The organism is Roseateles sp. 22389 (genome assembly GCF_052044995.1).
Taxonomy (GTDB): domain Bacteria; phylum Pseudomonadota; class Gammaproteobacteria; order Burkholderiales; family Burkholderiaceae_C; genus Roseateles.
The window spans coordinates 35167-61216 of the sequence record NZ_JBQEOF010000008.1 but is presented as its reverse complement, the minus strand read 5'-3'; the positions used below and the strand labels follow the sequence as shown (position 1 = coordinate 61216).

At 71.2% G+C, this 26050-nt stretch carries 24 protein-coding genes and 1 pseudogene; 12 read left to right on the top strand and 13 right to left on the bottom strand.

Annotated elements, in window-relative coordinates:
* The first annotated feature begins 122 nt into the window (after positions 1 to 122).
* Genes ACTJKJ_RS13085 through otsB form a run of 3 tightly spaced genes read left to right on the top strand, consistent with a single transcriptional unit; the run spans position 123 to position 3759 of the window.
* Positions 123 to 689 (top strand): hypothetical protein, encoded by a 567-nt coding sequence (locus tag ACTJKJ_RS13085; protein WP_141225294.1) that lies wholly within the window; start codon positions 123 to 125, stop codon positions 687 to 689.
* Complete coding sequence (locus ACTJKJ_RS13080) at positions 686 to 2977, top strand: alpha,alpha-trehalose-phosphate synthase (UDP-forming) (RefSeq protein WP_440820717.1); 2292 nt, start codon at positions 686 to 688, stop codon at positions 2975 to 2977. The genes ACTJKJ_RS13085 and ACTJKJ_RS13080 overlap by 4 nt, the downstream gene beginning before the upstream one ends.
* Entirely contained in the window at positions 2974 to 3759 is a 786-nt protein-coding gene (gene otsB / locus ACTJKJ_RS13075) for a trehalose-phosphatase (protein ID WP_440820716.1), read from the top strand. Before ACTJKJ_RS13080 ends, otsB begins: the two co-directional genes overlap by 4 nt.
* A gap of 270 nt (positions 3760 to 4029) precedes the next feature.
* On the opposite strand, the gene ACTJKJ_RS13070 is transcribed toward otsB, so the two are convergent.
* Entirely contained in the window at positions 4030 to 5088 is a 1059-nt protein-coding gene (locus ACTJKJ_RS13070; protein WP_440820715.1) for a mechanosensitive ion channel family protein, read from the bottom strand.
* Positions 5089 to 5234: 146 nt separating this feature from the next.
* Here ACTJKJ_RS13070 and ACTJKJ_RS13065 point away from each other — a divergent pair, with 146 nt between their 5' ends.
* Positions 5235 to 5591, top strand: coding sequence for a hypothetical protein (locus ACTJKJ_RS13065; protein ID WP_183491783.1), 357 nt, complete (start codon positions 5235 to 5237; stop codon positions 5589 to 5591).
* 117 nt (positions 5592 to 5708) lie between these two features.
* Here ACTJKJ_RS13065 and rpoN read toward each other — a convergent pair whose 3' ends face one another.
* A complete protein-coding gene (gene rpoN / locus ACTJKJ_RS13060) occupies positions 5709 to 7112 on the bottom strand; it encodes an RNA polymerase factor sigma-54 (protein WP_221210973.1) in 1404 nt (467 codons plus the stop codon).
* A 536-nt stretch (positions 7113 to 7648) separates the two neighbouring features.
* On the opposite strand from rpoN, the gene ACTJKJ_RS13055 reads away from it, so the two are divergent.
* The 3 genes from ACTJKJ_RS13055 (at position 7649) to ACTJKJ_RS13045 (ending at position 11839) form a co-directional block, all read left to right on the top strand.
* Entirely contained in the window at positions 7649 to 8902 is a 1254-nt protein-coding gene (locus ACTJKJ_RS13055; RefSeq protein ID WP_440820714.1) for an AI-2E family transporter, read from the top strand.
* Between the two features lie 79 nt (positions 8903 to 8981).
* Entirely contained in the window at positions 8982 to 11336 is a 2355-nt protein-coding gene (locus tag ACTJKJ_RS13050; protein WP_440820713.1) for an ATP-binding protein, read from the top strand.
* A gap of 44 nt (positions 11337 to 11380) precedes the next feature.
* Positions 11381 to 11839, top strand: coding sequence for a ferritin-like domain-containing protein (locus ACTJKJ_RS13045; RefSeq protein WP_091724788.1), 459 nt, complete (start codon positions 11381 to 11383; stop codon positions 11837 to 11839).
* Positions 11840 to 11889: 50 nt separating this feature from the next.
* Here ACTJKJ_RS13045 and ACTJKJ_RS13040 read toward each other — a convergent pair whose 3' ends face one another.
* The 4 genes from ACTJKJ_RS13040 to ACTJKJ_RS13025 all read right to left on the bottom strand — a co-directional run bounded on the left by ACTJKJ_RS13040 (position 11890) and on the right by ACTJKJ_RS13025 (position 14050).
* Complete coding sequence (locus ACTJKJ_RS13040; RefSeq protein WP_440820712.1) at positions 11890 to 12537, bottom strand: hypothetical protein; 648 nt, start codon at positions 12535 to 12537, stop codon at positions 11890 to 11892.
* Positions 12512 to 13054 (bottom strand): phage holin family protein, encoded by a 543-nt coding sequence (locus ACTJKJ_RS13035; protein ID WP_440820711.1) that lies wholly within the window; start codon positions 13052 to 13054, stop codon positions 12512 to 12514. Before ACTJKJ_RS13035 ends, ACTJKJ_RS13040 begins: the two co-directional genes overlap by 26 nt.
* Positions 13055 to 13067: 13 nt before the next feature.
* A complete protein-coding gene (locus ACTJKJ_RS13030; RefSeq protein WP_091724791.1) occupies positions 13068 to 13433 on the bottom strand; it encodes a DUF883 family protein in 366 nt (121 codons plus the stop codon).
* A gap of 113 nt (positions 13434 to 13546) precedes the next feature.
* Positions 13547 to 14050 (bottom strand): hypothetical protein, encoded by a 504-nt coding sequence (locus ACTJKJ_RS13025; protein ID WP_183479830.1) that lies wholly within the window; start codon positions 14048 to 14050, stop codon positions 13547 to 13549.
* A 252-nt stretch (positions 14051 to 14302) separates the two neighbouring features.
* Here ACTJKJ_RS13025 and ACTJKJ_RS13020 point away from each other — a divergent pair, with 252 nt between their 5' ends.
* Both ACTJKJ_RS13020 and ACTJKJ_RS13015 read left to right on the top strand, forming a co-directional pair.
* Positions 14303 to 14836: a response regulator gene (locus ACTJKJ_RS13020; RefSeq protein ID WP_297388542.1), complete on the top strand. Its 534-nt coding sequence runs from the start codon at positions 14303 to 14305 to the stop codon at positions 14834 to 14836.
* Positions 14837 to 14858: 22 nt separating this feature from the next.
* A pseudogene (locus ACTJKJ_RS13015) lies at positions 14859 to 15407 on the top strand (D-glycero-alpha-D-manno-heptose-1,7-bisphosphate 7-phosphatase); the annotation flags it as partial.
* 52 nt (positions 15408 to 15459) lie between these two features.
* Here the strand turns inward: ACTJKJ_RS13015 and ACTJKJ_RS13010 are convergent.
* The 6 genes from ACTJKJ_RS13010 to ACTJKJ_RS12985 form a co-directional block, all read right to left on the bottom strand.
* Positions 15460 to 16680 carry a DNA topoisomerase IB gene (locus ACTJKJ_RS13010; RefSeq protein ID WP_440820710.1) on the bottom strand — a complete coding sequence of 407 codons (1221 nt, stop codon included), beginning with the start codon at positions 16678 to 16680 and terminating at the stop codon, positions 15460 to 15462.
* A gap of 79 nt (positions 16681 to 16759) precedes the next feature.
* Positions 16760 to 18235, bottom strand: a complete 1476-nt coding sequence (locus ACTJKJ_RS13005) for a sigma-54-dependent transcriptional regulator (RefSeq protein ID WP_440820709.1) — start codon at positions 18233 to 18235, stop codon at positions 16760 to 16762.
* A 263-nt stretch (positions 18236 to 18498) separates the two neighbouring features.
* Entirely contained in the window at positions 18499 to 18846 is a 348-nt protein-coding gene (locus ACTJKJ_RS13000; protein ID WP_440820708.1) for a hypothetical protein, read from the bottom strand.
* A gap of 227 nt (positions 18847 to 19073) precedes the next feature.
* On the bottom strand, positions 19074 to 20063 hold the full coding sequence (locus ACTJKJ_RS12995) for a glycosyltransferase family 9 protein (protein ID WP_440820707.1): 990 nt from the start codon (positions 20061 to 20063) through the stop codon (positions 19074 to 19076).
* A 214-nt stretch (positions 20064 to 20277) separates the two neighbouring features.
* Positions 20278 to 21453 carry a hypothetical protein gene (locus tag ACTJKJ_RS12990; protein ID WP_440820706.1) on the bottom strand — a complete coding sequence of 392 codons (1176 nt, stop codon included), beginning with the start codon at positions 21451 to 21453 and terminating at the stop codon, positions 20278 to 20280.
* Between the two features lie 200 nt (positions 21454 to 21653).
* Complete coding sequence (locus tag ACTJKJ_RS12985; protein ID WP_147242766.1) at positions 21654 to 22568, bottom strand: YihY/virulence factor BrkB family protein; 915 nt, start codon at positions 22566 to 22568, stop codon at positions 21654 to 21656.
* Between the two features lie 173 nt (positions 22569 to 22741).
* Here ACTJKJ_RS12985 and ACTJKJ_RS12980 point away from each other — a divergent pair, with 173 nt between their 5' ends.
* Positions 22742 to 23083 (top strand): PRC-barrel domain-containing protein, encoded by a 342-nt coding sequence (locus ACTJKJ_RS12980; RefSeq protein WP_147242765.1) that lies wholly within the window; start codon positions 22742 to 22744, stop codon positions 23081 to 23083.
* A 218-nt stretch (positions 23084 to 23301) separates the two neighbouring features.
* On the opposite strand, the gene ACTJKJ_RS12975 is transcribed toward ACTJKJ_RS12980, so the two are convergent.
* On the bottom strand, positions 23302 to 23757 hold the full coding sequence (locus tag ACTJKJ_RS12975) for a CBS domain-containing protein (RefSeq protein WP_091724801.1): 456 nt from the start codon (positions 23755 to 23757) through the stop codon (positions 23302 to 23304).
* A gap of 100 nt (positions 23758 to 23857) precedes the next feature.
* Between ACTJKJ_RS12975 and ACTJKJ_RS12970 the strand changes: the two genes are divergently transcribed.
* Together ACTJKJ_RS12970 and ACTJKJ_RS12965 are read left to right on the top strand one after the other, a co-directional pair.
* Positions 23858 to 25171 (top strand): O-acetylhomoserine aminocarboxypropyltransferase, encoded by a 1314-nt coding sequence (locus ACTJKJ_RS12970; RefSeq protein ID WP_440820705.1) that lies wholly within the window; start codon positions 23858 to 23860, stop codon positions 25169 to 25171.
* Positions 25172 to 25176: 5 nt separating this feature from the next.
* Positions 25177 to 25998, top strand: a complete 822-nt coding sequence (locus tag ACTJKJ_RS12965; RefSeq protein ID WP_440820812.1) for an alpha/beta fold hydrolase — start codon at positions 25177 to 25179, stop codon at positions 25996 to 25998.
* Positions 25999 to 26050: the final 52 nt, after the last annotated feature.

Sequence of the window (26050 nt, the reverse complement as noted above, 5' to 3'; positions counted from 1 at the left end):
GGGCGATCCGGCGAGCGGGCGAATCGCGGGCGTCGCGTTCGGAGAGAGGCGCGCACCAGCATCGGGCGGCACGGCGATTGCCAATGACAGGGGCTTGTTTCCCTCTGTCACAGGAGTCGCCTTTGAATGCATTGCTGCTCCCGGCGCTGCGCCGGGCATGCGCCGACGGCGTGTTGGCCAGCCTGTTCTCGGGGCTGGCGCTGTTGCGCGGCAGCCGGTCCGACCATGCCCACTTGGTCGGTCGTTCCGAGTACCGCGTCGGCCGTCCGCCGCTGAAATCCTCCGCCGCCAACCTTTTGCTACACACCGCCACCGGCCTGGTGTGGGGCGCGCTCTACGACCGCCTGCGGGCCCTGCGTGACCGCCCCACCCGCGGCAACGCCGTCACCGACGCGCTGCTGCTCACGGCCGTCGCGGTCGGCGTCGACCGCGTCGTCACGCCCAGCGTGCTCACCCCGGGCGCCGACAAGCGCGCCACCGCCGCCGGCACGCGCCCGCCTTCGGCGATGAGCCTGCTGATGATCTACGGCGGCTTCGCGGCCGGCCTGGCGCTGGGCGGCATGCACGCGCTGCGCGACCATCCCCGCGCCAGCGCGGACGCTGAGAACGACAGCGACTACGGCGACTACGACGAGGACTTCGACGTCCTGGCAGACCCTGCGCCCCGACGCGCAGGCAGCCGGGCATGAAGTCGCTGCATCTCCAGATCCGTTTCCTGGTTCCGCTGCTGATCACGCTGACCGTCGCGGCGCTGCTGGCGCTGCCGCTGCTGGACCGGATGACGCTGCGCTGGTTCTCGCGCGACCTGAGCGCCCGCGGCGAGATGGTCGCCAAGACCCTCTCCGTCGCCATCGCCGACATCGATCCCACCGCCAAGCGCGACCGCCTGCGCAACCTGCTCGAGCGCGGCGTGCTCGACGAGCGCCTGGTGGGCATCGCCATGTGCGCGGCCGACGGCACGCAGGTGCTCAGCACCAAGGGCTTCCCCGACACGCTGGGCTGCAAGGAGGCCGAGATCACCGCCGCGCGCAAGGATCCGCGGCTGGAGCTGGCCAGCGGCGCGGTGCACGTGGGCGTGTTCCCCGTCAATCCGCAGCAGGCCGACTCCGACCGCCTCGTGCTGCTGCACGACCTCAGCCTGCCCGACCGCCGCAGCCTGGACACGCGGCGCTACATGATCATCTTCATCACGGTGCTGGGCCTGGCGGTCGCGGGCATCACGATGGTCGTGGCGCAGCTGAGCTGGCGCGGCTGGGTCTCCGGCATGCGCGCGATCCTGCGCGGCGAGGGCCTGGTGCGGCCGCTGCTGGGCGGCGCCGCTTCCGACGGCAGCGGCCCGCAGACCGCGCCGCCCGAACTGCAGCCGCTGGAGGTCGAGATCCGGCAGCACATCCGCGAGCTCGAGGACAACCTCTACCGCGAGCACGGCCCGCTCACGCCCTGGGACCCCGACCGCCTGCGCGGCCTGCTGCGCACGCAGCTGCGCGGCGACCAGGTCATCGTCGTCTCCAACCGCGAGCCCTACATCCACCAGCGCGGCCCGAACGGCATCTCGGTCAGCCGGCCCGCCAGCGGCCTGGTCACCGCGGTCGAGCCGGTCATGCGCGCCTGCTCCGGCACCTGGATCGCGCACGGCAGCGGCAGCGCGGACCAGGAGGTCGTCGACGCCAACGACCGCGTCGCCGTCCCGCCCGACACGCAGGAGTACGTGCTCCGCCGCATCTGGCTCAGCGACGAGGAAGAGCGCGGCTACTACCAGGGCTTCGCCAACGAGGGCCTCTGGCCGCTGTGCCACGTCGCGCATGTGCGACCGGTCTTCCGCGAATCCGACTGGGCGCAGTACCGCGCGGTCAACCAGCGCTTCGCCGACGCCGTCGTCGCCGAGGCGCGCGGCGACGACCCCGTGGTCCTGGTGCAGGACTACCACTTCGCGCTGCTGCCGGCGATGGTGCGCGAGAAGCTGCCCAAGGCGACGATCATCACCTTCTGGCACATCCCCTGGCCCAACCCCGAGTCCTTCGGCATCTGCCCGTGGCGGCGCGAGCTGCTGCAGGGGATGCTGGGCAGCACCATCCTCGGTTTCCACACCCGCTTCCACTGCAAGAACTTCACCGAGACCGTGGACCGCTACCTGGAGGCCCGCATCGAGCACGAGCACTCCACCATCAGCTACCAGGGCGAGCCCACGCTGGTGCAGAGCTACCCCATCTCCATCGCCTGGCCGACCGACGAGGAGCGCGCCGGCTGGCCCTCGCCGGCGGACGCGCGCGCGGCGGTCTTCGAGCGGCTGGGCCTGGCGCCCGACACCGTCATGGCGGTCGGTGTCGACCGCTTCGACTACACCAAGGGCATCCTGGAGCGGCTGCACGCGGTCGAGCGCCTGCTCGAGAAGTACCCGCAGTGGCAGGGCCGCTTCGTGCTCGTGCAGGTCGCCGCGCCCACGCGCAGCGCGCTGGAGGAATACCGCGAGTTCCAGGATCGCATCCACCGCGTCACCGAGCGCATCAACCTGCGCTTCGGCGGCGCGGGCTACAAGCCGGTGCTGCTGCTGGCCGAGCACCACGACCACTCGGCGCTGATGGAGCTCTACCGCGCGGCCCACATGTGCGTCGTCACCAGCCTGCACGACGGCATGAACCTCGTCTGCAAGGAATTCATCGCCGCGCGCGACGACGACCAGGGCGTGCTCATCCTCAGCCGCTTCGCCGGCGCCGCGCGCGAGCTGCCCGAGGCGCTGGTCATCAACCCGTACCACGTCGAGGAAACCACCGATGCCTTGCACCGCGCCGCCACCATGCCGCCGCAGGAGCAGCGCGAGCGCATGGCCAGCCTGCGCATGACGGTGCGCGAGTTCAACGTCTACCGCTGGGCCGGCCGCATGTTGACCGATGCCGGCCAGTGGCGGCTGCGCGAGCGCATCACGCGGCGCGTGCAGCGCCGTGCGCGCGAGTCTGGCGAGGAGGCTCTCACGCCATGAAGCCGGTGCGATACCTGCTCGACGCGGAGGGCCGCGCCGCGCTCGCCCGCCTCATGACCCGCCGACCGCTGCTTGGTTTCGATTTCGACGGCACGCTCGCGCCCATCGTCATGCATCCGGACGAGGCGCGCATCCCGGCGCGCACGGCGGCCCTGCTCGCGCGGCTCGCGGAGCGCGTGCCGATCGCGGTCGTCAGCGGCCGCCAGGTCTTGGACGTCCGGCACCGGCTCGGCTTCAAGCCCACGCACATCGTCGGCAACCACGGCGCGGAGGACGAGTTCGACGGCCCGGACCCGCGCCTGGTCACCACGCTCGAGGCCTTCCGGGAACGGGCGCGGCGCCTGGCGCCGATGCTGGCCGACGCGGGCGCGAGCATCGAGGACAAGGGCGCCTCGCTCGCCATCCATTACCGCTTGGCGCCCGACCCGGTGCTGGCGCGCGAGGCGATCGCGACGCTCATGCGCGAGTTGCCGCCGGGCATCGAGGCGGAGCCTGGCAAGCGCGTCGTCAACATCCTGGTCGAGAACGCGCCGGACAAGGGCGACGCCATGCAGCGCCTGGCCCGCCGCTACGGTGCCGAGGCTGGTTTCTACGTCGGCGACGACACCAACGACGAGCCTGCCTTCGAGCGTGCGGGCGACGACTGGGTGACGGTGCGCATCGGTCCTCGCCTGGACCACAGCCACGCGCGCTACTACCTCCAGGAGCAGTCGGAGATCGACGACGTCCTGCGCCTGATGCTCTCGCACCTCGACAGCTCCGGCGCCCTCGCCCGCCCCTGACACCGCACGCCGCATGCCGCCGCGTCTCGCGGTCGATGCGGCGTGCACGCTTGGCGGTCACGGTCACGACCCTCATCGCGCACCGCAGTCCTCGTCGCGGTCGTGATCGTGGTCGCAGGACGCCAGTGCTTCGAGCTCAGTCCGACCGGGTCCCCTTTTCGGAACTTAAGGAGGGAATTTGGCGGCCGGGGCGGCCGCCAAAGGAGGGAGATGGAGAAAAGGGGACCCGGTCGGACTGAGCGGCGCTCGGTCTCCGCAGAACCAGCCCCTTCAAGGCGCCGGCGACGGCGGCAACGAGGGTTTGATGACGGGTGCCGCCGGCGCCGGCACGTCTTCCACGAGCGCCCTCACCCTGGGCAGCGATTGTGGATACGTCTTCTGCAGCCAGGCAATGAGCCCTTCCCTCAACTCACATCGCAGGTCAAAGGCTTTCCCGGAGTCTTTCGCGCTGACCAGCACACGGATCTGCATGGTGCGCTCGGTGGTCTCGACGACCTGCACGCCGCAGACGCGCCCATCCCAGTGGGCTGAAGCTTTGCACATCGCCGTCGCCTTGTCCCGCAGGTCCTGCACGGGCAAGGTGAAGTCGACCCACAGCATCACGGTGCCGAGGATGCTGGCGCTGGTGCGCGTCCAGTTCTGGAATGGATGTTCGATGAACCATTGCAGCGGGATGATGAGCCGGCGTTCATCCCAGACCTTGAGCACGACGTAGGTGGAGGTGATTTCCTCCACCCGTCCCCATTCGCCTTCGATGATGAGCACGTCGTCGAGCCGGATGGGTTGGGCCATGGCGATCTGCAGGCCGGCGAGGAGGTTCCCGAAGACCGATCGCGCGGCCAGGCCGAAGACGAGACCGGCGATGCCGGCCGAGGCCAGCAGGCTGGCGCCGACCTGTTTCGCGCGTGGGAAGGTCATCAGCACGAAGGCCAGCGCGGTGAGCATCACCGCGCCCTTGGCCACGCGCGCGAGCACCTTGGTCTGGGTCTGGATGCGGCGTGCCGCGAGGTTGTCCTCGACGTCGGCCGGATGCATCAGCGCCACGCCCTGCGCGACGCCGGTGATCGCTCCGGCGCCCACAGCCGCGAGCGCGAGGATGGTCAGCACGCCCAGCAGGTGTTGCACGCCACCGATGCCGGCGACGGTATCGGGCACGCCCTGGGCGGCGATCAGCAGGCCGATCAGCGGCAGTGCCCAGCGCGCGGGGTTGTCGCAGCGCTTCACCACCGCGGTCAGGAGCGGTGAGAAGCGGGTCAGCCGCAGCGCGATCGGCCGCAGGATCGCGTGCAGCAGGAGCGCGCCCGCCACCACGGCCAGTGCGCCGAGCAACAACTGACCCCACAGCAGCAGGTCGGCATCGAGGACGTTGAATCGGGTCTTCCAGGCTTGCATGCGGCGGGCAGCGGCAAGTCCCGTTCCGGCGCCGGGCCGCCCGCTTGCCGGACGGGGAGTGATTCCACGATCAGGAGACCGACATGGCCGACAGCAAGACCCGTCCGTCGCCCGGCGACGCGTCGCAACCGCGGCGCCTGCTGGACCAGGCGCCGGTCGCGCCGGGCACGCAGGCGCCCGACGCGCAGCCACAGCACCAGGAGGATATGCAGCTGCCGCACGAACGCGACCAGAGCGTGCGCGGCGACTCGACCGGCAGCCACGGCACCGGCGCCGCGGGCGAGCGTCAGCGCGAAGTCATGGGCCAGGCGGGCGACGACCTCAAGCAGGGGCAGGTCGATACCGACTTGCGCACCACACCCGGCCTGGATGCCGAGCGGCGCGACCGGCTGGTCCCCGGACCGGCGCCCTCCGGCCCGACGCGTCGCGGCGGCGGCTGACCACCGCCCCCCGCCTCCACGGCGCACCGCGCGACCCCAGGCCATGCGCCAATGAAAACAGGGCCTCATCGGGCCCTGTCCTTGTCTCCATCGCGCCTCGGGAATGATCGTCGGTCGTCAGCTGTGCTGGCGGCGCCGTTCCACGGCGTCGATGCGCAGCATCTGGCGGTACTTGGTCACCGTGCGCCGCGCCACCACCAGGCCCTGGCGGGCCAGCTGGCGCGTGATCTCGGCGTCGGACAGCGGGTTCTCGGGCCGCTCGGCCTCGATGATGTCCTTGATCAGCCCGCGGATCGCCGTGCCGGAGCACGCGCTGCCGTTGCTGCTCACGATCGCGCGGGAGAAGAAGTACTTGAGCTCGTACACGCCGGTGGGCGTCGCCAGGTACTTGTTGTTGGTCACCCGCGAGACGGTCGATTCATGGATGCCGACCTCGTCGGCGATCTCCTTGAGCCCCAGCGGCTTCATCGCCATCGCGCCGAACTCGAGGAAGTGGCGCTGCCGGCGCACGATCGCGCTGGCCACGTCCAGGATGGTCGAGAAGCGCTGCTCGATGTTGCGCATCGTCCAGCGCGCCTCCTGCAGGTGGTTGGCCATCTCGGCATGCCCCTGCTGGCGATGGCGCTGGAACAGCTCCGCATAGACCTGGTTCATCCGCACCTTGGGAATGACCGCCGGATTGAGCTGCACCCGCCACTGGCCGCGCACCTTGGTCGTCAGCACGTCCGGCACGATGTAGGCGGCCTGCGTCGTCTCGTAGCGCCAGCCCGGCCGAGGATCGAAGCGGCGCAGCTTCAGGCAGACCGCCTCCGCTTCCGCCACGCTGACATCCAGCAACTGCGCCAGCGCCGGAATGTCGCGCGAGGCCAGCAGGTTCAGGTGCTGGGTGATGATGCGCTCGGCCAGCCGGCGGCTGCGGGCGTCCTCGATCTTGGGCAGCTGCAGCAGCAGGCATTCCGCGACGCTGCGCGCGCCCACGCCCAGCGGGTCCAGCGCCTGCACGCGCTTGAGCGCGATCTGCATCTCTTCCAGCGCCACCGGCGGTTGCATCTGGGCCACCGCGGCCAGCTCCTCCAGCGAGCTGCGCAGGTAGCCGTCGTCGTCGACCGATTCGGCCACGATGGTGGCCAGCACCAGGTCGCGCGGCGACAGCCGCAGCACGTTGAGCTGGCTGCGCAGGTGCTCGCGCAGGCAGGTCTGCGCGGCGGTCATCTCGAGCGCGCTGAGTTCGCCGTCTTCGGCCCGGCGCATCGAGCCGGAGCTCTCCGCGCGCCAGATCTCGCGATCGTCCGGCAGCGGCTCCGGGGTTTCGGCCATCACCGGCGACGGCGCCACCGGCACGTCGGCGTCCAGCGGCAGGGCTTCATCCGAGCCCTCGGTGACTTCGAGGAAAGGATTGCGCCCCAGCATGTCGGTGACCATGGTGGAGAAATCCAGCGAGGACATCTGCAGCAGCCGCACGGCATGCTGGAGGCGAGGCGACAGTGTCTGCGACTGCTTGTGCTCGTGCCTGAGTTCCATTGCTCCCACTTGTGAGACTCCTGTCCGGTAGAGGATGAAACTGCCCGCAACCGGTTCCGGAGGTCCCCGCCGCGGAGGACGGGAACGGGTTGCAGGCAGTGCCGGCGAACCGGCCTGATGGTCCTTCTGCGCAAGGACCATGCCACCTCGCCGCGACGGTTTCACATCGCGGAGCCGGCGTCATCCGGCGTGCCTGCCCGAAAGCCGCAAACCCACTGGGCACGGGGCCTGCCGGCGAATTGGCCGGACGCGACGGCGACCTCGGATTCGTCGCTCGCGCGCCGGTCCGCGGCGTCCCGCAGGGTCGCGGGACCTCTTTCACCGGCTCGATCGAGCAAGGCTTTCGGCACCGTTTACCGATGGCCGGCGTGGTCGTGCCCGCTCGCTGGCGCGCCATTCCGGTCCCGTGGGCGGGTAACCACCCGTACCGTGCCGGGTCCCGCGCGCCCTCGGGTCGTGGACGCGAGCGGCACGACGGCTGGCCCGGGGCTTGCTTCGAGCGTCCGACAGCCCCGTCCCTCCGTCATCCTTACATCTTGCGAGCCGCCACCCTGCCCCCGACCACGATGCGCCGCTGGGCGACGCGGGGTCTTCTCTTGATCGCGCTGGTCTTCCTGTTGAAGGAAGCGAGCGCCATCGTGCTGCCGGTCCTGGTGGCCTTGATCCTCACCTTCGTGCTGGCGCCGGCCGTGCGGACGATGCGGCACCATGGCATGCCCGAACCGGTGAGCGCCGCGATGCTGGTGACGACCGTGGTGGGCTGCAGCGTGCTGAGCGTGGCGCTGCTCGCGGAGCCCGCCGCGCAATGGTGGCAGCGCGCGCCGGAGGCGGTGACGCAGGCGCTGAACCGGGTGGACCGGTGGCGCGCGTCGATTCCGGGCTTCGGCCCGCCGGTCGAGCGGCGCAGCGCCGGCCGCGCCCCCGCCCCGCCCGCCGACCCGGTGCGCGACCGCCTGGCCAGCGAGGGCGTCGCCTTGACGGCGCAGGTGCTGGGCGGCGGCCTGAAGTTCCTGGTGTCGGCCGCGGCGACGACCATCCTGCTGTACTTCCTGCTGGCCTCGGAGCATTGGGTGCTGTCGCGCTGCATCGAGCTCCTGCCTCACCGCCCGCGGCTGCGCGCGATGGTGCTGGGAGGATTGCGCGCGGCCCAGCGCGACATCTCGCGCTACGTGGCCTCGGTCACCGCGATCAACGTCGGCATGGGGCTGGTGGTGGCCGGCACGATGTGGATGGTGGACCTGCCCAACCCGGGCCTGTGGGGCGCGCTGGCCGGGCTGCTCAACTTCATTCCCTATCTCGGGCCGCTGATCATGTGCGGCCTGCTGCTGGCGGCCTCGCTGGCCTCGGCGCTGGGCGACGCGGGCTTCGCGGCGATGAGCGCGCCGGTGCTGGCCTACCTCTGCATCCATGGGATCGAGTCCAACTTCGTGACGCCGATGGTGATCGGCAAGCGGCTGTCGATGAACCCGCTGTCGGTGTTGCTGTCGGTGATGTTCTGGGGCTGGCTCTGGGGCGTCGCGGGCGCGGTGCTCGCGGTCCCGCTGCTGATCTGCCTGCGCAGCATCAGCCAGCGCAACCGCCACATGCGTCCCGTCGCGGTCTACCTGCGCGGCAGCGACCGGCCCTGCCCGCCGCTGAGCAGCTTGCTGCGCCCGCCGCCCTTGTCGCCACATCCCTTGTCGCCGGCCGCCGCCTCGGCGGTCCCGCCCGCCTCGTCGCCGCCCGTGACTTCCCTCGACGGTGCCGCCCCGGCGGCCCGTCCCGACGCCCTTGAACAGCACCGCCCATAATCTGCCGCCGCGACGCTCCCGCGTCCGCGCCGCCGGCCTCTGGCCGCGGCGGCATGACCGTTCCTCCGCCGCACCGCCCATGCCTTTGCCGATCCGTTCCCGCCTGCTCGTGCTCGTCCTGTCCGTGATGCTGCCGGGCATCATCGCGGCGCTGTGGGTCAGTTGGCAGACCTGGAGCGACGAGCAGGAAGCCACCGTGCGCCACATGCGCGACAGCACGCGCGCGCTCTCGATGGTGGTGGACAAGGAACTGGCGCGCCGCGCCGGCATCGCGCGGGTGCTGTCGCTGTCGCAGATCCTGGACAGCGCGCCGCAGGTCCCGCAGGACGACCTGGCGATGCTGGAGCTGCAGTCGCGCCGCGCGATGCAAGGGCTTTCGGGCTGGGTCGAGTTGAACGCGCCCGGCCGCACGCTCTTCAGCACCCGCCTGGCCAGTGGCCGCGTGGCCGACACGCCGCTCGCGCCCGCGGCCGCCGCGTCGGCGCCCGGGCCCGCGATGACCGCCCCGCCGGTCGCCGTCGCCACGCCGGCGCCGCCCGGGCTGCCCACGACGGCCGCCTCGCGCCCGGTGCTGGTCCGCGAGGCCGTCCCGCTGATCGAGCAGGCCGTCATCGGCGACCTCGGGCCCGACCCGGCGACCGGCCAGCTGCGCGCGCAGATCGTCCAGCCGATCGAGCGCGGCGGGCATGTCTGGCTCAACATGAGCATCAGCGTCCTGCCGCAGGAGATGCAGCAGATCATCGATGCCCAGCGGCTCCCGCCCGACTGGACCGCCACGATCATGGACGGCCGCGGCACGGTGGTCGCCCGCCACCCGGGCGGCATCAGCTACGCCGGCCGCCCCGGCACCGACGATCTCCGGCGCCTGATGGCCACGCGCGAGGAAGCGCGCTTCGACTCGGTCAACCTGGACGGCAAGCCGGTGGTCGGCTATTTCACCAAGTCGCCGCAGGGCTGGACGGTGGTGACCGCGGTGCCGCGCGACAGCGGCGTGGGCGGGCTGGGCGGCCGCACCGCGCTGCAGCCGATCGCCATCGGCGCGCTGCTGCTGGTGCTGGTCGGCATGTTCGGCGCGCTGTGGATCAGCCGGCGCATCTCCGGCCCGATCCACGCGCTCAGCGCGATCGCCAGCGAGCTGCGCGCTGGCGAGCCGGTGCACGCGCCCAAGACCGGCATGCTCGAGTGCGACGAGGTCGCGCTGGCGCTGGAGGATGCCAGCGTCGCGATCCGGCAGGGGCGCTCCGAGCTCGAGGACCGCGTCAACGAGGCCATCGACCGCACCCGCGAGGCCGAGCAGCTCAGCTCGCGCTCGCAGCGCACGGCGGCGCTGGGCCGGCTGACCGGCGGCGTCGCGCACGACTTCAACAACCTGCTGGGCGTCATCAGCAACAGCGCCCATCTGATCCAGCGCAGCCCGCATGCGGAATCGCTGGCGATGCCGCTGGGCGCGATCATGCGTTCGGTCGACGTCGGCAGCCGACTGACCCAGCACCTGCTGCGGGTGGCCGGTCGCCAGCCGGTGCATCCGCAGGTGGTGGACCTGCGCTCCACGCTCGGCGAGATGAACGAGCTGCTGGCCACCGTGCTGGGCAAGCGCATGCAGCTGACGATGACGATGGCGCCGGACCTGCCGAGCGTGCGGGTCGATCCCTCGGAGCTGGAGCTCGCGCTGATCAACATCGCGCTCAATGCGCGCGACGCGACCAACGGCATGGGCGAGATCACGCTGGAGGCCGGCCGCGCCGCGCCGGGCGACGTCCAGGACCTGGCGCCCGGGGAGTACGTCGCCATCAGCGTCTCCGACCGGGGGCCCGGCATTCCCGAGGACCTGCTGGTGCGCGTCTTCGAGCCCTTCTTCACCACCAAACCGGTCGGCAAGGGGACCGGCCTGGGCCTGAGCCAGGTGCTGGGCTTCTGCGTGCAGGCCGGCGGCACCGCGCGCATCGCCAGCCAGCTGGGTGCCGGCACGACGGTGACCCTGCTGCTGCCGGCGCGCAGCAGCGCGTCCGCCGGCGGCGGCGGTGCCCGTGACGAGGTGGCGCTGCCGGAGGCGCGCGCCAATGCGCTGGCCGGCGCGCGGGTACTGCTGGTGGAGGACAACGAGGAGCTCAACCGCGTCACCGCCAGCCTGCTGCGCAGCTTCTCGTGCCAGGTGCTGACGGCCAAGGACGCCGACGAGGCGCTGCAGCTGTTCGGCAGCGGCGCGGCGGTGGACGTCGTGCTGTCGGACGTGGTGATGCCGGGCTCGATGGACGGCCAGGCGCTGGCGCGCGAGCTGCGCAAGCGTCGGCCGGGCCTGCCGGTGGTGCTGATCAGCGGCTACAGCGAGGCGCTCATTGCCGAGTCCTCCTTCATCGTGCTGCGCAAGCCGGCCTCGCCGTCGCAGATCCTGGAGGCGCTGCGGCGCGCGATGGGCCTGCCCACGGGTATGTGACTTGCTGAATCCAGGCATCTCCACTCCCCAACGGAAGGACTGCCATGGACAACAAGGATGTCATCGACGAGCTGAACACCCTGATCGAGACCTGCAAGGACGGCGAATACGGCTTCCTCAGCTGCGCCGAGCACGTCAAGAGCACCAGCCTGCGCGAAGTCTTCGCGCAGCGCGCGGCGGACTGCCGCCAGGCCTGCTCGGAGTTGCAGCAACTGGTGCGGCAGCACGGCGGCACTCCCGAGGATGACGGCAGCGCCACGGGCGCGATGCACCGCGGCTGGGTCGCGGTCAAGGGCACGCTGACCGGCTACAGCGACAAGGCCATGCTCGAGGAATGCGAGCGCGGCGAGGACGCCGCCGTGGGCCGCTACCGCAAGGCCGCGCAGAAGGCCCTGCCGGCCGGCGTGCTCGAAGTGGTGCAGCGCCAGCTGGCCGGCGTGCTGCGCAACCACGACCAGATCAAGCTGCTGCGCGACCAGGCGCGCAACGCCGAGAAGGTGTAAGCCCTCCCCGGACCGCACGGAAGCGCGCCGCTGGCGCGCTCCTCGTCGTTTCAGCGTGGGTCCTGGCGAGGGCCTTGGCGCGAATCGTGAGACGGCGCCGCAGCTTCATCCCGGGCTGCATCGCGGTCTGACGCGCCGCCCGCCGCCGCGCCCTGCGCCTGCCGCGCTTCCTCGCGCTGCTGCTTGCGGCCTTGGAGGAATCCGGCGATCACGCCCAGCAGCAGCTGCGTCACCTCGGGTCCGAGGCGGCCGCGCACGCGCGTCGGCATCAGGCCCCACAGCACCGTCAGCAGCTGCAGCATGCCGAGTTCCGGCCGGCCGCCGCCGCCCTCGTGCGCCGGGCCGGGAGCCGCGTCGCGATCATGGGCGTGGGCGTGGAAGGCCCGCGCGGTCGCGTCGTGCCGGCCGCCGCGCTCATGCCGCGCGTGACGGCGGCGCTTGCCCCGCACCAGGCGCCAGAACAGCCAGCTCGCGCCGGTGCCCAGGGCCGGCAGCAGCCAGCGGCTCGGCACCATCACGGCCTTGCCGCGCTGCTGCAGCGCCTCCCAATGCAGGCGGAACTCCAGGTCGCGCCGGACCACCCGCAGCTCGGCCATCTCGATGCGCAGGTTGAGGTCGTCGATCGTCTCCGTCGCGAGCTCGCGATCGGGGACGTCGGGAATGCGGCGGGGATCAGGGCGGGGTTGAGGTGTGGCCATCGGCGCTCGGTGCCTCGGGATCCATCGGATCGTTGAACAGCCAGTGGAACTGGCGACGCGAGGCCGGCAGCGCCAGCATCGGCGCCAGCGCCTTCATCGCGGCCACCACCCACAGCAGCAGCAGCAAGTTGACGGCCAGGATGCCGGCGAAGGCCCAGGGCCAGCTCAGCCCCAGGTGCACCGCCAGTGCCGCCAGCAGCGCCCACAGGGCGAGCCAGGCGGTCGCGCCGGCGATCGCGGCCACGACGCCGAGGATCGCCAGGCTGACCAGCCCGTGCCGGGCCCGCCGGAGCTCCAGCGCCAGCAGCAGCAAGCGGCCGGACAGCATGCCGCGCGCGGCGCGGGCCATGCCCTGGAGCTCGCCCATCCAGCCCTGCCCGCCCGGCGGCGCCGCGGCGCCCGGGGAGGCGTCGGCGGCACTGCCCGACGGCGCCCCGGAGGGCGGCGACGGCGGCGGCGGAAAGGGTGGCGGGAACGGGGGCGGGAAGGACGGCGAGCCGTGCGGCACGTCGCTCATGGGCGCGCCGGGCTCAGCGCGTCAGACGCGCGATCAGCAGGCCCACCGCCAGCGCGGTGCCCACGGCCATCAGCGGATGCTCGCGCACGTTCGCGCGCAGGCTGTCGCACCACTCGTTGCCGGTCGTGCGCAGCCGGTCGGCGCGCTCGTGCAGCAGCTCGTTCGTGTCTTCCAGGCTTTTCTGCAATTGCTGCGCCTTCGGCGCGGCGGTCGTCGCCAGGCGGTCGATGGTGGCGTGCGCCTTGTCGGCGACGCGATTCACCAGATCGACCGCGGCGGTGCTGGACGGCGCGCTGCCGTTGGCGATCTTGGCGGCGTCGTCGGCCGTCGTGAACGGCACGGACTTGTCGCTCTTCTCGTTGTTGGGCGTGGTGCTCATGGGAAATTTCCTTTCGTCGTGCACGAGGGGCGGCGGGAGTGCCGGGACAGGGGGTAATCGGGGTGACGGCAAGCCGCGTGCCGTCATTCGCAGGCGCGGTTCACAGGCGCGATTCAGCGTGGCAGCGGCGGCTTCGGATGAGCGTCCAGGCCGCGGTGCGGCGACTCGGCCACCTGCGGCCGGCCGCCTTCGGGCTCGAGCAGCTCCTCGATGATGAAGTGGCCGTAATACTGGGCGCGCTCAGCCCGGTTGCGACGCGCGATCTCGGCGATCTCGCGCGCCTGCGCATCGTCCTTGGCCTTGACGACCAGGAAGTGGTAGCCGCGTTCGGCCAACTCGCCATGGCTGCGCAGGAGATTGATCTCCTGCCCGATCGCCGCCAGCGGGCTGGCATGGCGCAGGTCGCGCTCGACCAGCTTCACCATCTCGCGGTCGTCCACCGCGTGCAGGTCGGCCTCGGCGATGCCGTGCGCGGCCAGCGCGGCGCGCGCCTGGCCCGCCTCGGCGGCGCCGGGGAAGCTGATCACCAGGTGGTCCACCGGCTTGTGGACGCCGAAGCTGGTGGGACGGTCGTCGTCGCTGCCGCCGGCGGCGCCGGCTCGGGTACTCGTGGCCATGACGGGCTCCTTGGAGTGGCGAGTCTTCCTCCGCAAGGCAAGCCTCGTACCCATCGCGCGCTTCGCCTTTCCCGATGGCGAAGCGCGGAATCCCAAGCCCCCGACATCGTGTCAGGACCGTTGACGGATCGGTCGTCGGGCGGTTACACCGCTGGAGCCGAATGCGTGACATCCCCAAGGATTGGGACGCATCCGGGCACGAGGATTGCCCTTTTTCGCGACCAACTGAAGGACCAGGGAAGGAGCGAAACGATGAACGACGGTCTCACGTCGGTGCTGTACATCGAAGACAGCCCGCTCAACGTCATCGTGATGGAGGCGATGTTCGAGCAACGCCGCGACCTGCGGCTGCATGTGGCCGAGGCCGGCATGCCGGCCTGGCGCCTGAGCGCGCGGCTGCAGCCCTCGTTGCTGCTGGTGGACCTGAACCTGCCCGACTGCCACGGTTCCGACCTGCTGAAGCTGCTGCGCATGCGGCGCGGCTGGGCGCAGGTGCCGGCGATCGCGGTGACCGCCGATTCCGATTTCGACGCGCTCGGCGCGGGCTTCCTCGAGCTCTGGGCCAAGCCGCTGGACGTGCGCAAGACGCTGGACCGCCTGGCCGAGCTGCTGCCGCCGCCGCGTGGCGGGCAGCACGTGGGTGCCGAGCGGACGGCGCCGCCGCCCCTGCAGGCCGGCGTCATCGTCGACCCCGCCGCCGACAGCCCGCGCCGCGAGGCCGGCATGATGGCGCGGCACAAGCAGTCCTTGGCCCCGCGCCAGACCGATTACGGCTGGATGCGCTGAACGCGGCGCGGAGGCTGCCCTCGTGACTGTCTGGCTCGACGCCCCCCTCACCACCCTCTCCCTCCACGACCTCGACTTCTCCCGCGCGCCTGCCGGCAGGCCGGCGCACGCGCGGCTGCGTCCCGCCGTCTTCCTCGACAAGGACGGCACGCTGACGGTCCCGGACGACGGCGCCATCACCGATCCGGCGCGGCTGCGCCTGATGCCGGGCGCCGGCGAGGCGCTCGCCCGGCTGCAGGCCGCGGGGCTGGCGCTGGTGCTGGTCACCAACGAGAGCGGCATCGCCCGCGGCGCGTTCACGCGGGCCCAGTTCGCCGGGCTGCAGGCGGCGCTGGTGCGGCGCCTGAAGGACGACTTCGGCGTGACGCTCGACGACGTGGCGGTCTGCCCGCATGCGCCCGATGCGCAGGGCCGGCCCGGCTGCCTGTGCCGCAAGCCCGCGCCGGGGATGCTCACGCGCGCCGCGCGGGCGCATGGCCTGGACCTGGCCCGGTCGACGATGGTGGGCGACCTGCTCGACGACGTCGAGGCCGGCCATCGCGCCGGCGCGTCCGGCCTGCTGCTGGACACCGGCGGCGAAACCACCTGGCGGCGCTCGCCACTGCGCGAGCCCGACGGCGTCTTCAGCGACTGGCCGTCGCTGTGCGATCACCTGCTGCGCGCGCACGCGTCCGCGTGGACCGTTGACGCGCAGGAGCCGCCGCTGAACCCTTTCGACGCGGCGGACGCGGCGGCCGCTGCGGGCGCGCCGAAGGGCTTGTCGTCGCTGCCGATGTCGCCGTCGAGGCCCGCGGGCGCGGCGCCCTCGCCGACGGCGCCGGCATCGGCGTAGCGATCGCCACGCGCGGCTGCGTCCGCAGCAGCCCCAGCAGGCGGCGTTCGGCGACGCTCAGTCCGGCCAGCGCCGGGGGCGACTGCATCCAGCGCTGCGTCGGCAGCTCGGCCAGCTGGTCCGACTGCGCCCAGGCCAGCACGGCGGGGTGGATGTAGGACTTGCGACAGACCGCGGCGGTATTGCCCAGGCGCGCGGCGACGTCCTTCACCGTCTGCTTCTGCGCGTCGACCGGCGCGGTGCCGGCGCGCGCATGCGCCAGCAGCAGGTCCAGCGCGAGCACGCTCGCATGCCAGGTGCGGAACACCTTGGCGCTGCAGGTGGGCCCGCCCGCCTCGGCGAGCCAGTCGTTCACGTCCGAGGCATCGATGCGATGCGCGATGCCGGCCTCGTCCTCGTAGCCGAAGAGTTCCTGTCCCGGCAGATCGCGGCAGCGCCGCACCAGCGCGGCCACGCGGTCGTCGCGCACGGCGAGCTGGTGCCGCACGCCGCTCTTGCCGGGGAAGCTCAGCAGCAGCGCGTCGCCCTTGACCTTCACGTGGCGCGACAACAGGCTGCTCAGGCCGTAGGAGCCGTTGCTGCGCGCGTACTCGCGATGGCCGATGCGCATCCAGGTGCGATCGAGCAGCCGCACCAGCGCCGCCAGCACCCGCTCGCGATCGAGGCCGCCGTCGCGCAGGCGGCGTTGCACCTGGCGCCGCAGCCGCGGCAGGCGATGGCCAAAGTCCAGCAGCAGGCCGAACTTGTTCTCGCCCCGCAGCGCCATCCAGTCGGCGTGATAGCGGTACTGCTTGCGTCCGCGCGCGTCGCGCGCCGTGGCCTGGATGTGCCCGTCGTCGCGGGGACAGATCCAGACGTCCACGTAGGCCGGCGGGATGGCCAGCGCGCGGATGCGCCGCAGCGTGGCCTCGTCCCGCACCGGACGCCCGTCCGCGTCGACATACCGGAAGCCGCGGGCCGCGCGCACGCGGCGCAGCCCCGGTTCATCGTCACAGACCCAGCGCAGTCCCATCGGCTCGTCCTCCTGCCTTCCCCAGGCAGGGCGCATGCCGGGCCGCGCGACGAGCGGCGATCGCGCGTGCGACCGCCCGTTACTGCGCGGCCTTGTCGGCCGCCGCCGCGTCCTCCGCTGCGTATTCCTTGAGCCGGTTGTAGAGCGTCTTCAGGCTGATGCCGAGCACGGCCGCCGTCTGCTCCTTGTGATGCTTGTAGTGCTGCAGCGTGGCCAGGATGAAGGCCTTCTCGACCTGCGCCATCGAGCTGCCCAGCGGCATCGTGATCGACGGACCGGACGACTCGCCCGAGCCGGCGACCAGCGTCGAGACCGCGGGCGCCGCGGCGGGCTGCCCCGGCGCCGCGCCGAAGCTGGTCACCGCCGCCGCGGAGGCGGCCGTGGCCGGGATCTCGGCGCCCTCGCCCTTGGGCAGCCACTGCTCGTCGACCATGTCGCCGGCGGCCATCACGTAGGCGCGCTGGACCGCGTTGCGCAGCTCGCGCACGTTGCCGGGCCAGTGGTAGGTCTGCAGCTGCGCCAGCGCCTTGGCGGTGAAGCGCTTGTTCTTGCCTTCCTTGGCCGCGATCTGGCGCAGGAAATGGTCGGCCAGCAGCGGCACGTCGTCCAGGCGGTCGCGCAGCGGCGGCATCTCGATCGGGAAGACGTTGAGGCGGTACAGCAGGTCCTCGCGCAGCTTGCCCGCCTGCACCGCCTGCAGCAGCGGCCGGTTGGAGGCCGCGATCACCCGCACGTCGGCGTCCAGCGTGGTCGTCGAGCCCACCCGCATGAAGCGGCCGGTCTCCAGCACGCGCAGCAGCTTGACCTGCAGCTCCATCGGCATCTCGGTGAGCTCGTCCAGGAACAGCGTGCCGCCGCTGGCGCGCTCGAAGAAACCTTCGTGCTGCTTGTCCGCGCCGGTGAAGGCGCCCTTCTCGTGGCCGAAGATCTCGCTCTCGATCAGGTTGGGCGAGATCGCGCCGCAGTTGACCGCCAGGAACGGCTTCTTGCGGCGGCGGCTCAGGTCGTGCACCGTCTGCGCGACCAGCTCCTTGCCGGTGCCGCTTTCGCCGTTGATGAAGACCGACACGCTGGTGCCGGCCACGCGCGAGATCTGCTCGTAGATCCGCTGCATCGGCTGGGTGCGGCCCCAGAGCAGGCCGAAGTGGCCGCTCTGCGCGAGGTTGGCGTTCAGCTCGGACACCTCCGCCTGCAGCGCGGCGGGCTTCATCACCCGCGACAGCACGCCCTGCAGCTGCGTGATGTTGATGGGCTTGACCAGGTAGTCGGCGGCGCCCATGCGCAGCGCCTGGATGGAGGTGTCCAGGCTGGCGTGGCCGGTGATCAGCACCACCTCGGAATTGGCCACCAGCTGCGGGTCCTGGAACAGCTCCATCCCGTTGCCGTCGGGCAGTTGCAGGTCGAGCAGCACGACATCGGGCTGCTGCAGCGCGATGTGCCGCCGGGCATCGCGCAAGGTGTGGGCCACCGACACGGTGAATCTCTCGCTCGCAATCAGTTCCTGCAGGGTGGCGACGGAATCGACATCGTCATCCACGATCAACGCATGGGTCACCGGTACATCCTTGTGTGTGGGAGGAAACACGCCTGGGCATGGGGATTCGACGATTCGTGATGAATGTCTGTCGAACCCGGATAACTCATTCTTGCAGCAAGCGGCCGGCTTGCCAGCCCCTGCCTCAACTCATTTGAAAAAAATTCCGGTGACGACCTGGCGATCAACGACCAGGCACGCACGACATTCGAACAATGGCGCATGAAAACGGCACCGGGAAGCGGTCCGCGGACCGCGCCGGTGCCGGCCAAGGGAAGGTCGGGTCAGACATCCCGGCGGCGACGCTGGATCCATCCCACCAAGGCCAAGGCGACGACCAGGGTGAGGAAGTTGCGGATCTCGAAGGTGGCGTCGGCGGGCTCGTCTTCCGTGTCGATGGCGGAGGACGGGCCGGGCGCGGGGACTGTCTGCAAGACCGGCGTCTGGGCTGGAGCAGCGGTTCTGACGCCGGCCGGGTGGCGGTGGGAGGGGCTGTGCGCCGGGGCCGCGGCCTCCGGTCGGCTCAGCGCCGCGAGCTTGGCACCCTCCAGGAAACTGCCGGAGCTGTCCGCCTGGGCCGCGGTCGCGGCCAGCATCAGCGGCATCGCCCAGGCGAGCTTGCGCAGGTGCATGAAAAACCTCCTGTGATGGAAAAACGGGGTGTCGATCCGGGGATCGAGCGCGGCGCGGACATCCGTCCGGCCGTGCAGGTGCCGCACGTCCGCGCGCGGCCCGCGACCAGAGCAACCGTCGTGCCCGGCGGAACGTTCGGTGACGATTTCGCACCGTTTTTCGGGACACCGGCGGGTGGCTTTACGGCCCGCCGCCGACCTCGCGAACACGGGACGGACCGCCGCGATCAGGGCGGGTTCATCTCCCGTCGCAAGGCCTGACCGGGCAGCACCGCCGGCACCCGCGCGGCGGCGGCCACGGTCAGCGGCAGGTCGTCCGCGGCGATCATGACGCGCGCGTCGGCGGCCAGCGCTGCCAATTCGCCGATCGAGGACACCGGAGGCAAGACCTGTCCCCGCGCGGGCATGGCCGCGCGCAGTTCCGCCAGCGCGGCCTCGTCGCCGGGCAGCGCGCACAGGACCACCGCGGTGTCGTCGGCCCAGGTGTCGATCAGCACGTCCACGGCCGCGGCATAGGCCGCCACCGGGCAGTGCCGCGCGCCGCCCCCGCCGGGGCACACCAGCAGGTAGCGCTGACCGAAGCGCAACCCCGCTTGCTGCAAGGCGTTCCGCATCTGGTGGCTGTCCTTGGGCAGCAGGCGCAGCCTCGGCCGCTCGTCCGCCGTGCGCATGCCCACATGGCCGACGAGATCGAGCTGGCGACGCGTGTCGTCCTGCACGGTGTCGTCGCCCAGCAGTTCATCGCTGAGCAGCCCGTGCGCCGGCTCGCGCACCTGGGCGAGCGTCAGCGGGATGCCGGCCATGCGGCACAGCAGCGCCGCCGGCAACGCCGCCTGCGAGGAGGCCGCGAACAGCACCGCCGCGTCGAAGTGGCTGCGGCGCAGCTTGCGCACCAGGTGCATCTCGGCGTCGCCGCGCATGGTGGACGGTTCCGCGTTCAGCGCGGCGGCGCCGCCGGCGGTCCAGGGCGCGTTGAAGGTGAGCAGTTCGTCGACCGCCTGCAGGTGCGGTCGCAGGATGAGGGCTTCCGGCGCGGCGAGCAGCGTCCGCTGCGTCCACGGCATCGTCTCGTGCAGGGCCGCGAAGGCGGCCGTCGAGGCCAGCACGCCGGCGACGCCGTCGAGCCGCACCAGCAGCACGCGGCGCACGTTGCACCAGCGGCGATGGCGCGCCTCGGCCAGCGAGCGCGCGTCGACCGGCGCCGCGCCGTCGAGCATGGGAACGCCCGCCTCCCCCAGCCCCGGAGGGCTGGGCGGGCGGGCGCGCTGTTCGAGGCTCGTCGCGATCATGAGGCTCGCGCGGCAAGCGGCATGCCGGACCAACAGCGAGCATCCACGCGGTCTGCCGCGTGATCGCCCGCTCGCGTCCGGCCGCCGTGCCACCCTGCCGCCGCGCTGATCGCGTCATCGCGACGCGCGGCTCAGCGCGACCTCACTTGGTCTTGCTGGAGGACGAGCCCGGCGTCGTGCTGCTGGACGCGCCGGGCGTGGCGCCGGTGGAGGCGCTGGACAGGCTGGACGACCCGCTGGTGGTGGACTGGCCGCTCTCGTGCGTCCCGGTGCCGCTGCCCAGCGTGTTGCCACCCTGCCCGAAGCGCGTCGAGTCGCTGGTGTCCTGCGAGCTCATGGACTGCCCCGACGAGGATCCGGTGCCGCTGGACGAGCCCTGCCGCGAGGAGCGCTCCGAACGCCACTTGTTGAAGTCCTCGGAAAACTTCTGGTAGCGGTCCTGGCGCCAGCCGTGATAGTCGTTGTCGAGGCTGCGCATCTGCTCGGCGCGCCATTGCTCGTAGTCGGGGTCGTAATGCTGCCGGCGCTGCGACTGGGCGCCGTAGCCGCCGCCCTGTTCGCCGTAACCGCCGTAGCTGCCCGAACCACCCGAACCGCCATAGCCGCCGGACTGGCCACCATAACCGCCAGACTGCCCGCCGTAGCCGCCACGCTGGCTGCCCGGATAACCGCGACCTTCGAGTCCGCCGCCCTGCGCGTCCTGGCTGCCGCCGTAATGCTCGCCGAGCGAGGCGCCATAGCTGCTGCTCGAGCTGGAGCCGGCCATGCCGCCATAGTCGCCGCGGCGACCGGCATCCTCGCGCCAGCCTTCATGGCGCGGCCCCTGGTCGCGATAAGCGCCCGAGCCGGTGCTGTCGCGCCCGTAGCCGCTGGACGCGCCGTAGCTTCGGCTGCCGTAGTCGCCGGACCCGCTGTAGCCGCCGTAGCCACCGCTGTCGCCCTGGCTGCCACCGCCGTAATTGCCGCTCATCGAGCGCCCGCGGTCACCGCCCCAGCCTTCGTTCTCGTAGCCGCCGCGATAGCCACCCTGGCTCTGGAGGTCGCCGTGGCTGCGGTAGTCCTGGCGGTAGTCGTCGCGCTCGTCGCGGCCCTGGCCGTAGCTGCCGCCGTAACCGCCGCCGTAGCTGCCGCCGCGCGAGTCGTCCCGGTCGGCCTGGAAGCTCGAGCCCTGGTAGGCCGCCTGCTGGTCCTCCCGCGACCGGTCCTGGCCGCGCTGGCTGCCCGTCTGCGCCCCGTAGTGCGAACGATCGCGATCGCCCTGGCCCCACTGGTTGTCCTGACGCTGGTCCTGTCTGCCTCGTTGCCCATACTGGTTCATGGCACTTCCTTTCAGGCGTTTCGCCGGTTGTACAAACCCGGCGGCCCATGCCGCCGAATCCACAAGGGATCAAGGCAAACCTCATGCCGGCGTCGACGGACCTGACGGCCGGAATCCCCGTGTTCATCGGGCATCCACGGGTCGTCAGGGGAACGGCCGAGGGACGTCGGCGCGGCGTCGGCACCGCGCCGACAAAGGTTTCAGCGAGCCTGGAGCGCCCGCGCCGCGGTGGCGGCCGCCTGTTCCCGCAGGCTGTGGCGCTTGGCGAAGGCCCAGCTGAGTTCGGCGCCCATCAGGAAGACCTGCGTCGAGTAGTAAACCCACAGCATCATCACCACCAGCGAGGCCGCCGCGCCGTAGGCGGAACTGACGCCGCTGCGGCCGATGTAGAGCCCGATCAGCGTCTTGCCCAGGCTGAACAGCGCCGAGGTGATCAGCGCGCCGACCCAGACGTCGCGCCAGCGCACCGGCACGTCCGGCACCCATTTGTAGATGACGGCGAACATCACGGTGATCAGCGCATAGGCGAGCGTGGCGTTCAGCACCTGCGCCAGCAGCACGAACTCCGCGCCCAGCCAGCCGGTCCACCACTTGCTGATCGCCGCCAGCGCAGCACTGGCGACCATCGACACCATCGACAGGAAACCCAGGCCGAGGATCAGCCCGAGCGACAGCAGCCGCTTGCGCAGCAGCGTCAGCAGGCTTTTCCAGACGGGACCGCTGTTCACCAGCGGCGCCTTCCAGATGCGGTTGAGCGAGTTCTGCAGCTCGGCGAAGACCGAGGTGGCGCCCACCAGCAGCACGACGGTCCCGATCGCGGCGGCCCAGCCGCCCTCGTCGGGCCGGTTCACGCGCTTGAGCAGGTCCTCCACGGCCATCGCGCCTTGCGTGCCCAGCAGGTCGGAGAGCTGCGCCATCACCTCGCCGCGCGCGGCCTGCTCGCCGAACACCAGGCCGGCCACGCTGATAACGATCAGCAGCAGCGGCGCGATCGAGAACAGCGTGTAGTAGGCCAGCGCCGCGCCCATGCTGGGCGCGTTGTCGTCGCTCCAGCCTTGCGCGGCCTCGCTGACGATGTCGACGGCTTCACGGACGGCGGTGGGCAGCTTGGGCATGCGGAAGGGCCGCGGCGCGGCGGTGAAGGGTTCCCTTGTTCAGGCAAGGGAAATTCCCGGTCGAGTTGCGTACGGGCGAATGGGCGTACGGGCGGGTGAGCGGGTGGCTGGGAGGAGCGCGGCACGCGATTTGCCTCCTTCCCCTTATCGCAACTGACTAGGAGAACCCCCTCATGGCCAGCACCACCATCGCCTCCGATCGCGTCGAAGGCACCAAGGTCTACAACGGCAACGGCGACAAGCTCGGCACCATCGACAACCTGGTGATCGACAAGCGCTCCGGCCTCGTCCGCTATGCAGCCCTCGAGTTCGGCGGCTTCATGGGCATCGGCACCGACCGCTATCCCATCCCCTGGAACATGCTCAAGTACGACACCAGCCTCGACGGCTACGTCGTCCCCCTGCGCGAAGACCAGCTCGAAAAGGCGCCCCGCTACGCCCAGACCGACCGCCCCGAGTACACCGACGAGTACGGCCGCAAGGTCTACGACTACTACGGCGTCGCCTGGATGTGACGCCCGCCGCGGCGCCCGGCTGGGCGCGGGGCGGCGTTGCAGATCCTCGCCATAGCGCCGCTATGGCTCCGGTCTGCGCCTAGCCCCGCATCCCAGCCGGGCACCGCGGCAGGCATCACATCTGCCTCGCAGTGCACGACTGCCCCTTGACCGAGGCGCGGCGGGCAAAGACAAACGCCCCGTGGATGCGGGGCGTTTTTTCTTGTGCGCGAGTCGCGTCAGGAGGGCTGGGCGCCGTCCTCGGACGGCCAATCCCGGATGTAGGCCTTCAGCATCCGGTTCTCGAAATCCTGCGCATCCACCACCGTCTTGGCCACGTCGTAGAACGAAATCACGCCCATCAACTGCTTGCCATTGAGCACCGGCATGTAGCGCGCGTGACGACCCAGCATCATCCGCCGCACCTCGTCGATCTCGGTCTCCGGCGTGCAGGTCAGCGGCGCATCATCCATCACGCTGCGCACCAGCCGCGTCCCGACACTCCCGCCATTGCCCACCACCGCCTGGATGACCTCGCGGAAGGTGAGCATGCCCACCAGGTCGCCAAACTCCATCACGACCAGCGAGCCGATGTCGCGCTCGGCCATGGTCTCGGCCGCTTGCGCCAGCGGCGTGTCCGGAGAGACAGTGAACAGCGTGCTGCCCTTGACGCGCAGGATGTCGGAGACTTTCATGGTCGCCTGAGAAAAACGTGAGGAAAAGTTGGCCGCCAACATAGCACACAATGCCCGGCGCCAGACCTCACCTCACCGCATCACAAGCAGGAGACCACCCATGTCAGGTCCTTCCGACCCGGGCTTTGATACCTTGGCGCTACACGCCGGCGCCGCGCCCGACCCCAGCACCGGCGCCCGCGCCGTGCCCCTGCACCTGACCACCTCCTTCGTGTTCGAAAGCGCCGAACAGGCCGCCGGCCTGTTCAACATGGAACGCAGCGGACACGTCTACTCCCGGCTGTCCAACCCGACGACCGCGGTGCTGGAGGAACGCATCGCCGCGCTCGACGGCGGCGTCGGCGCCATCGCCACAGCCAGCGGCCAGGCCGCACTGCAGCTGGCCATCGCCACCATCGCCAGCGCCGGCGACCACATCGTGGCCTCGAGCGCGCTGTACGGCGGCTCGCACAACCTGCTGCACTACACGCTCAAGCGCTTCGGCATCTCGACAACCTTCGTCCGGCCCGGCGACCTCGACGCCTGGCGCGCGGCGATCCGGCCCGAGACCCGGCTGCTGCTCGGCGAAAGCCTGGGCAACCCGGGACTGGACGTGCTGGACATCCCCGCCATCGCCCAGATCGCCCACGACGCCCACCGCCCGCTGCTGGTGGACGCGACCTTCGCAACCCCCTACCTGCAGCAGCCGATCGCGCTGGGCGCCGACCTGGTCCATCACTCGGCGACCAAGTTCCTCTGCGGCCACGGCACCGTGGTGGGCGGGCTGCTGGTCGACGGCGGCCGCTTCGACTGGGACCGCGCCCACGCGGCCAGCGGCGACCGCCGCCGCTACGCCGAACTCTGCGAACCCTACGACGGCTTCCACGGCATGGTGTTCAGCGAGGAAAGCACGGTGGGCGCCTTCCTGCTGCGCGCGCGCCGCGAAGGCCTGCGCGACTTCGGCGCCTGCATGAGCCCGCACACCGCCTGGCTGATGCTGCAAGGCATCGAGACGCTGCCGCTGCGCATGCAGCGCCACGTGAGCAACGCCCAGCGGATCGCCGAGTTCCTCGAATCGCAGGACATCGTCGAACGCGTCAACTACCCCGGCCTGCCCTCGCACCGCGACCACGCGCTGGCGCAGCGCCTGATGCCCAAGGGCGCCGGCGCGGTGTTCAGCTTCGACCTGAAGGGCGGCCGCGAGCCCGGCCGCCGCTTCATCGAATCGCTGCGGCTGTTCTCGCACCTGGCCAATGTCGGCGATGCGCGCTCGCTGGTGATCCATCCGGCCTCGACGACGCATTTCCGCATGGACGACGCGGCGCTCGCCGCCTCCGGCATCGGCGCAGGAACGATCCGGCTGTCGATCGGCCTGGAGGATCCCGAGGACCTGATCGCCGATCTCAAGTCCGCATTGAAGGTGGCCGCCAAATGAGCGCGATGAAGCTGAACCTCCAGGGCCGCCCGGCCTACGCCTACACCGGCGGCAAGCGCTTCGATGCGACGCTGCCCGTCGTCGTGTTCATCCACGGCGCGCTGCACGACCACAGCGTGTGGACGCTGCTGGCCCGCTACTTCGCCCACCACGGGCGCGGCGTGCTGGCGGTGGACCTGCCCGGCCACGGCCGCAGCGCAGGGCCGGCGCTGGATGACGTCGAGGCGCTCGGCGACTGGATCAACGCGCTGCTGGACACCGCCGGCGTGACGGCCGACCGCGCGGTCTCGCTGGTCGGGCACTCGATGGGATCGCTGATCGCGCTCGAGGCCGCGGCACGGCGCCCGGCGCGCATCGCCAGGCTGGCGATGGTCGGCACGGCCTGGCCGATGAAGGTCTCGGACGCGCTGCTGGCCACCTCGCGCGAGCGGCCGCGCGCGGCGATGGCCATGGTCAACGCGTTCTCGCATGCGACGACCGCCGGCAAGCCGTCCTACCCGGGACCGGGCGCGTGGCTGCACGGCGGCAACCTCGCGCTGATGGAGCGCATGCAGGATGGCTACGGCGAACGGGGCAACCTGTTCGAGCACGACTTCCTGGTCTGCGATCGCTACCAGGGTGCGCCGCAGGCCGCCGCGACGCTGACAGCCGCCGGCGTGCGGACCGAGCTCATCCTTGGCGCGAAGGACGCGATGACGCCGCCCAAGGCGGCGAAGCAGCTGGCCGAGTTGCTGGGCGCGCGGGTGCAGACGCTGCCGGCCGGGCATTCACTGATGACCGAGGCGCCGGAAGGGATGTTGAATGCGCTGAAGGCGGCGCTCGGCTGAGCGCCGTACGGTGAGTCCCTCACCCGCAGACGGCCCCGCGAGGGCCGCGCCA

Coding starts and splice junctions, on each gene's coding strand:
- ACTJKJ_RS13080 (WP_440820717.1), top strand. CDS start 686: ATGAAGTCGCTGCATCTCCAGATCCGTTTCCTGGTTCCGCTGCTGATC.
- otsB (WP_440820716.1), top strand. CDS start 2,974: ATGAAGCCGGTGCGATACCTGCTCGACGCGGAGGGCCGCGCCGCGCTC.
- ACTJKJ_RS13065 (WP_183491783.1), top strand. CDS start 5,235: ATGGCCGACAGCAAGACCCGTCCGTCGCCCGGCGACGCGTCGCAACCG.
- rpoN (WP_221210973.1), bottom strand. CDS start 7,112: ATGGAACTCAGGCACGAGCACAAGCAGTCGCAGACACTGTCGCCTCGC.
- ACTJKJ_RS13050 (WP_440820713.1), top strand. CDS start 8,982: ATGCCTTTGCCGATCCGTTCCCGCCTGCTCGTGCTCGTCCTGTCCGTG.
- ACTJKJ_RS13045 (WP_091724788.1), top strand. CDS start 11,381: ATGGACAACAAGGATGTCATCGACGAGCTGAACACCCTGATCGAGACC.
- ACTJKJ_RS13040 (WP_440820712.1), bottom strand. CDS start 12,537: ATGGCCACACCTCAACCCCGCCCTGATCCCCGCCGCATTCCCGACGTC.
- ACTJKJ_RS13035 (WP_440820711.1), bottom strand. CDS start 13,054: ATGAGCGACGTGCCGCACGGCTCGCCGTCCTTCCCGCCCCCGTTCCCG.
- ACTJKJ_RS13030 (WP_091724791.1), bottom strand. CDS start 13,433: ATGAGCACCACGCCCAACAACGAGAAGAGCGACAAGTCCGTGCCGTTC.
- ACTJKJ_RS13025 (WP_183479830.1), bottom strand. CDS start 14,050: ATGGCCACGAGTACCCGAGCCGGCGCCGCCGGCGGCAGCGACGACGAC.
- ACTJKJ_RS13020 (WP_297388542.1), top strand. CDS start 14,303: ATGAACGACGGTCTCACGTCGGTGCTGTACATCGAAGACAGCCCGCTC.
- ACTJKJ_RS13010 (WP_440820710.1), bottom strand. CDS start 16,680: ATGGGACTGCGCTGGGTCTGTGACGATGAACCGGGGCTGCGCCGCGTG.
- ACTJKJ_RS13000 (WP_440820708.1), bottom strand. CDS start 18,846: ATGCACCTGCGCAAGCTCGCCTGGGCGATGCCGCTGATGCTGGCCGCG.
- ACTJKJ_RS12995 (WP_440820707.1), bottom strand. CDS start 20,063: ATGCTCGACGGCGCGGCGCCGGTCGACGCGCGCTCGCTGGCCGAGGCG.
- ACTJKJ_RS12990 (WP_440820706.1), bottom strand. CDS start 21,453: ATGAACCAGTATGGGCAACGAGGCAGACAGGACCAGCGTCAGGACAAC.
- ACTJKJ_RS12985 (WP_147242766.1), bottom strand. CDS start 22,568: ATGCCCAAGCTGCCCACCGCCGTCCGTGAAGCCGTCGACATCGTCAGC.
- ACTJKJ_RS12980 (WP_147242765.1), top strand. CDS start 22,742: ATGGCCAGCACCACCATCGCCTCCGATCGCGTCGAAGGCACCAAGGTC.
- ACTJKJ_RS12975 (WP_091724801.1), bottom strand. CDS start 23,757: ATGAAAGTCTCCGACATCCTGCGCGTCAAGGGCAGCACGCTGTTCACT.
- ACTJKJ_RS12970 (WP_440820705.1), top strand. CDS start 23,858: ATGTCAGGTCCTTCCGACCCGGGCTTTGATACCTTGGCGCTACACGCC.
- ACTJKJ_RS12965 (WP_440820812.1), top strand. CDS start 25,177: ATGAAGCTGAACCTCCAGGGCCGCCCGGCCTACGCCTACACCGGCGGC.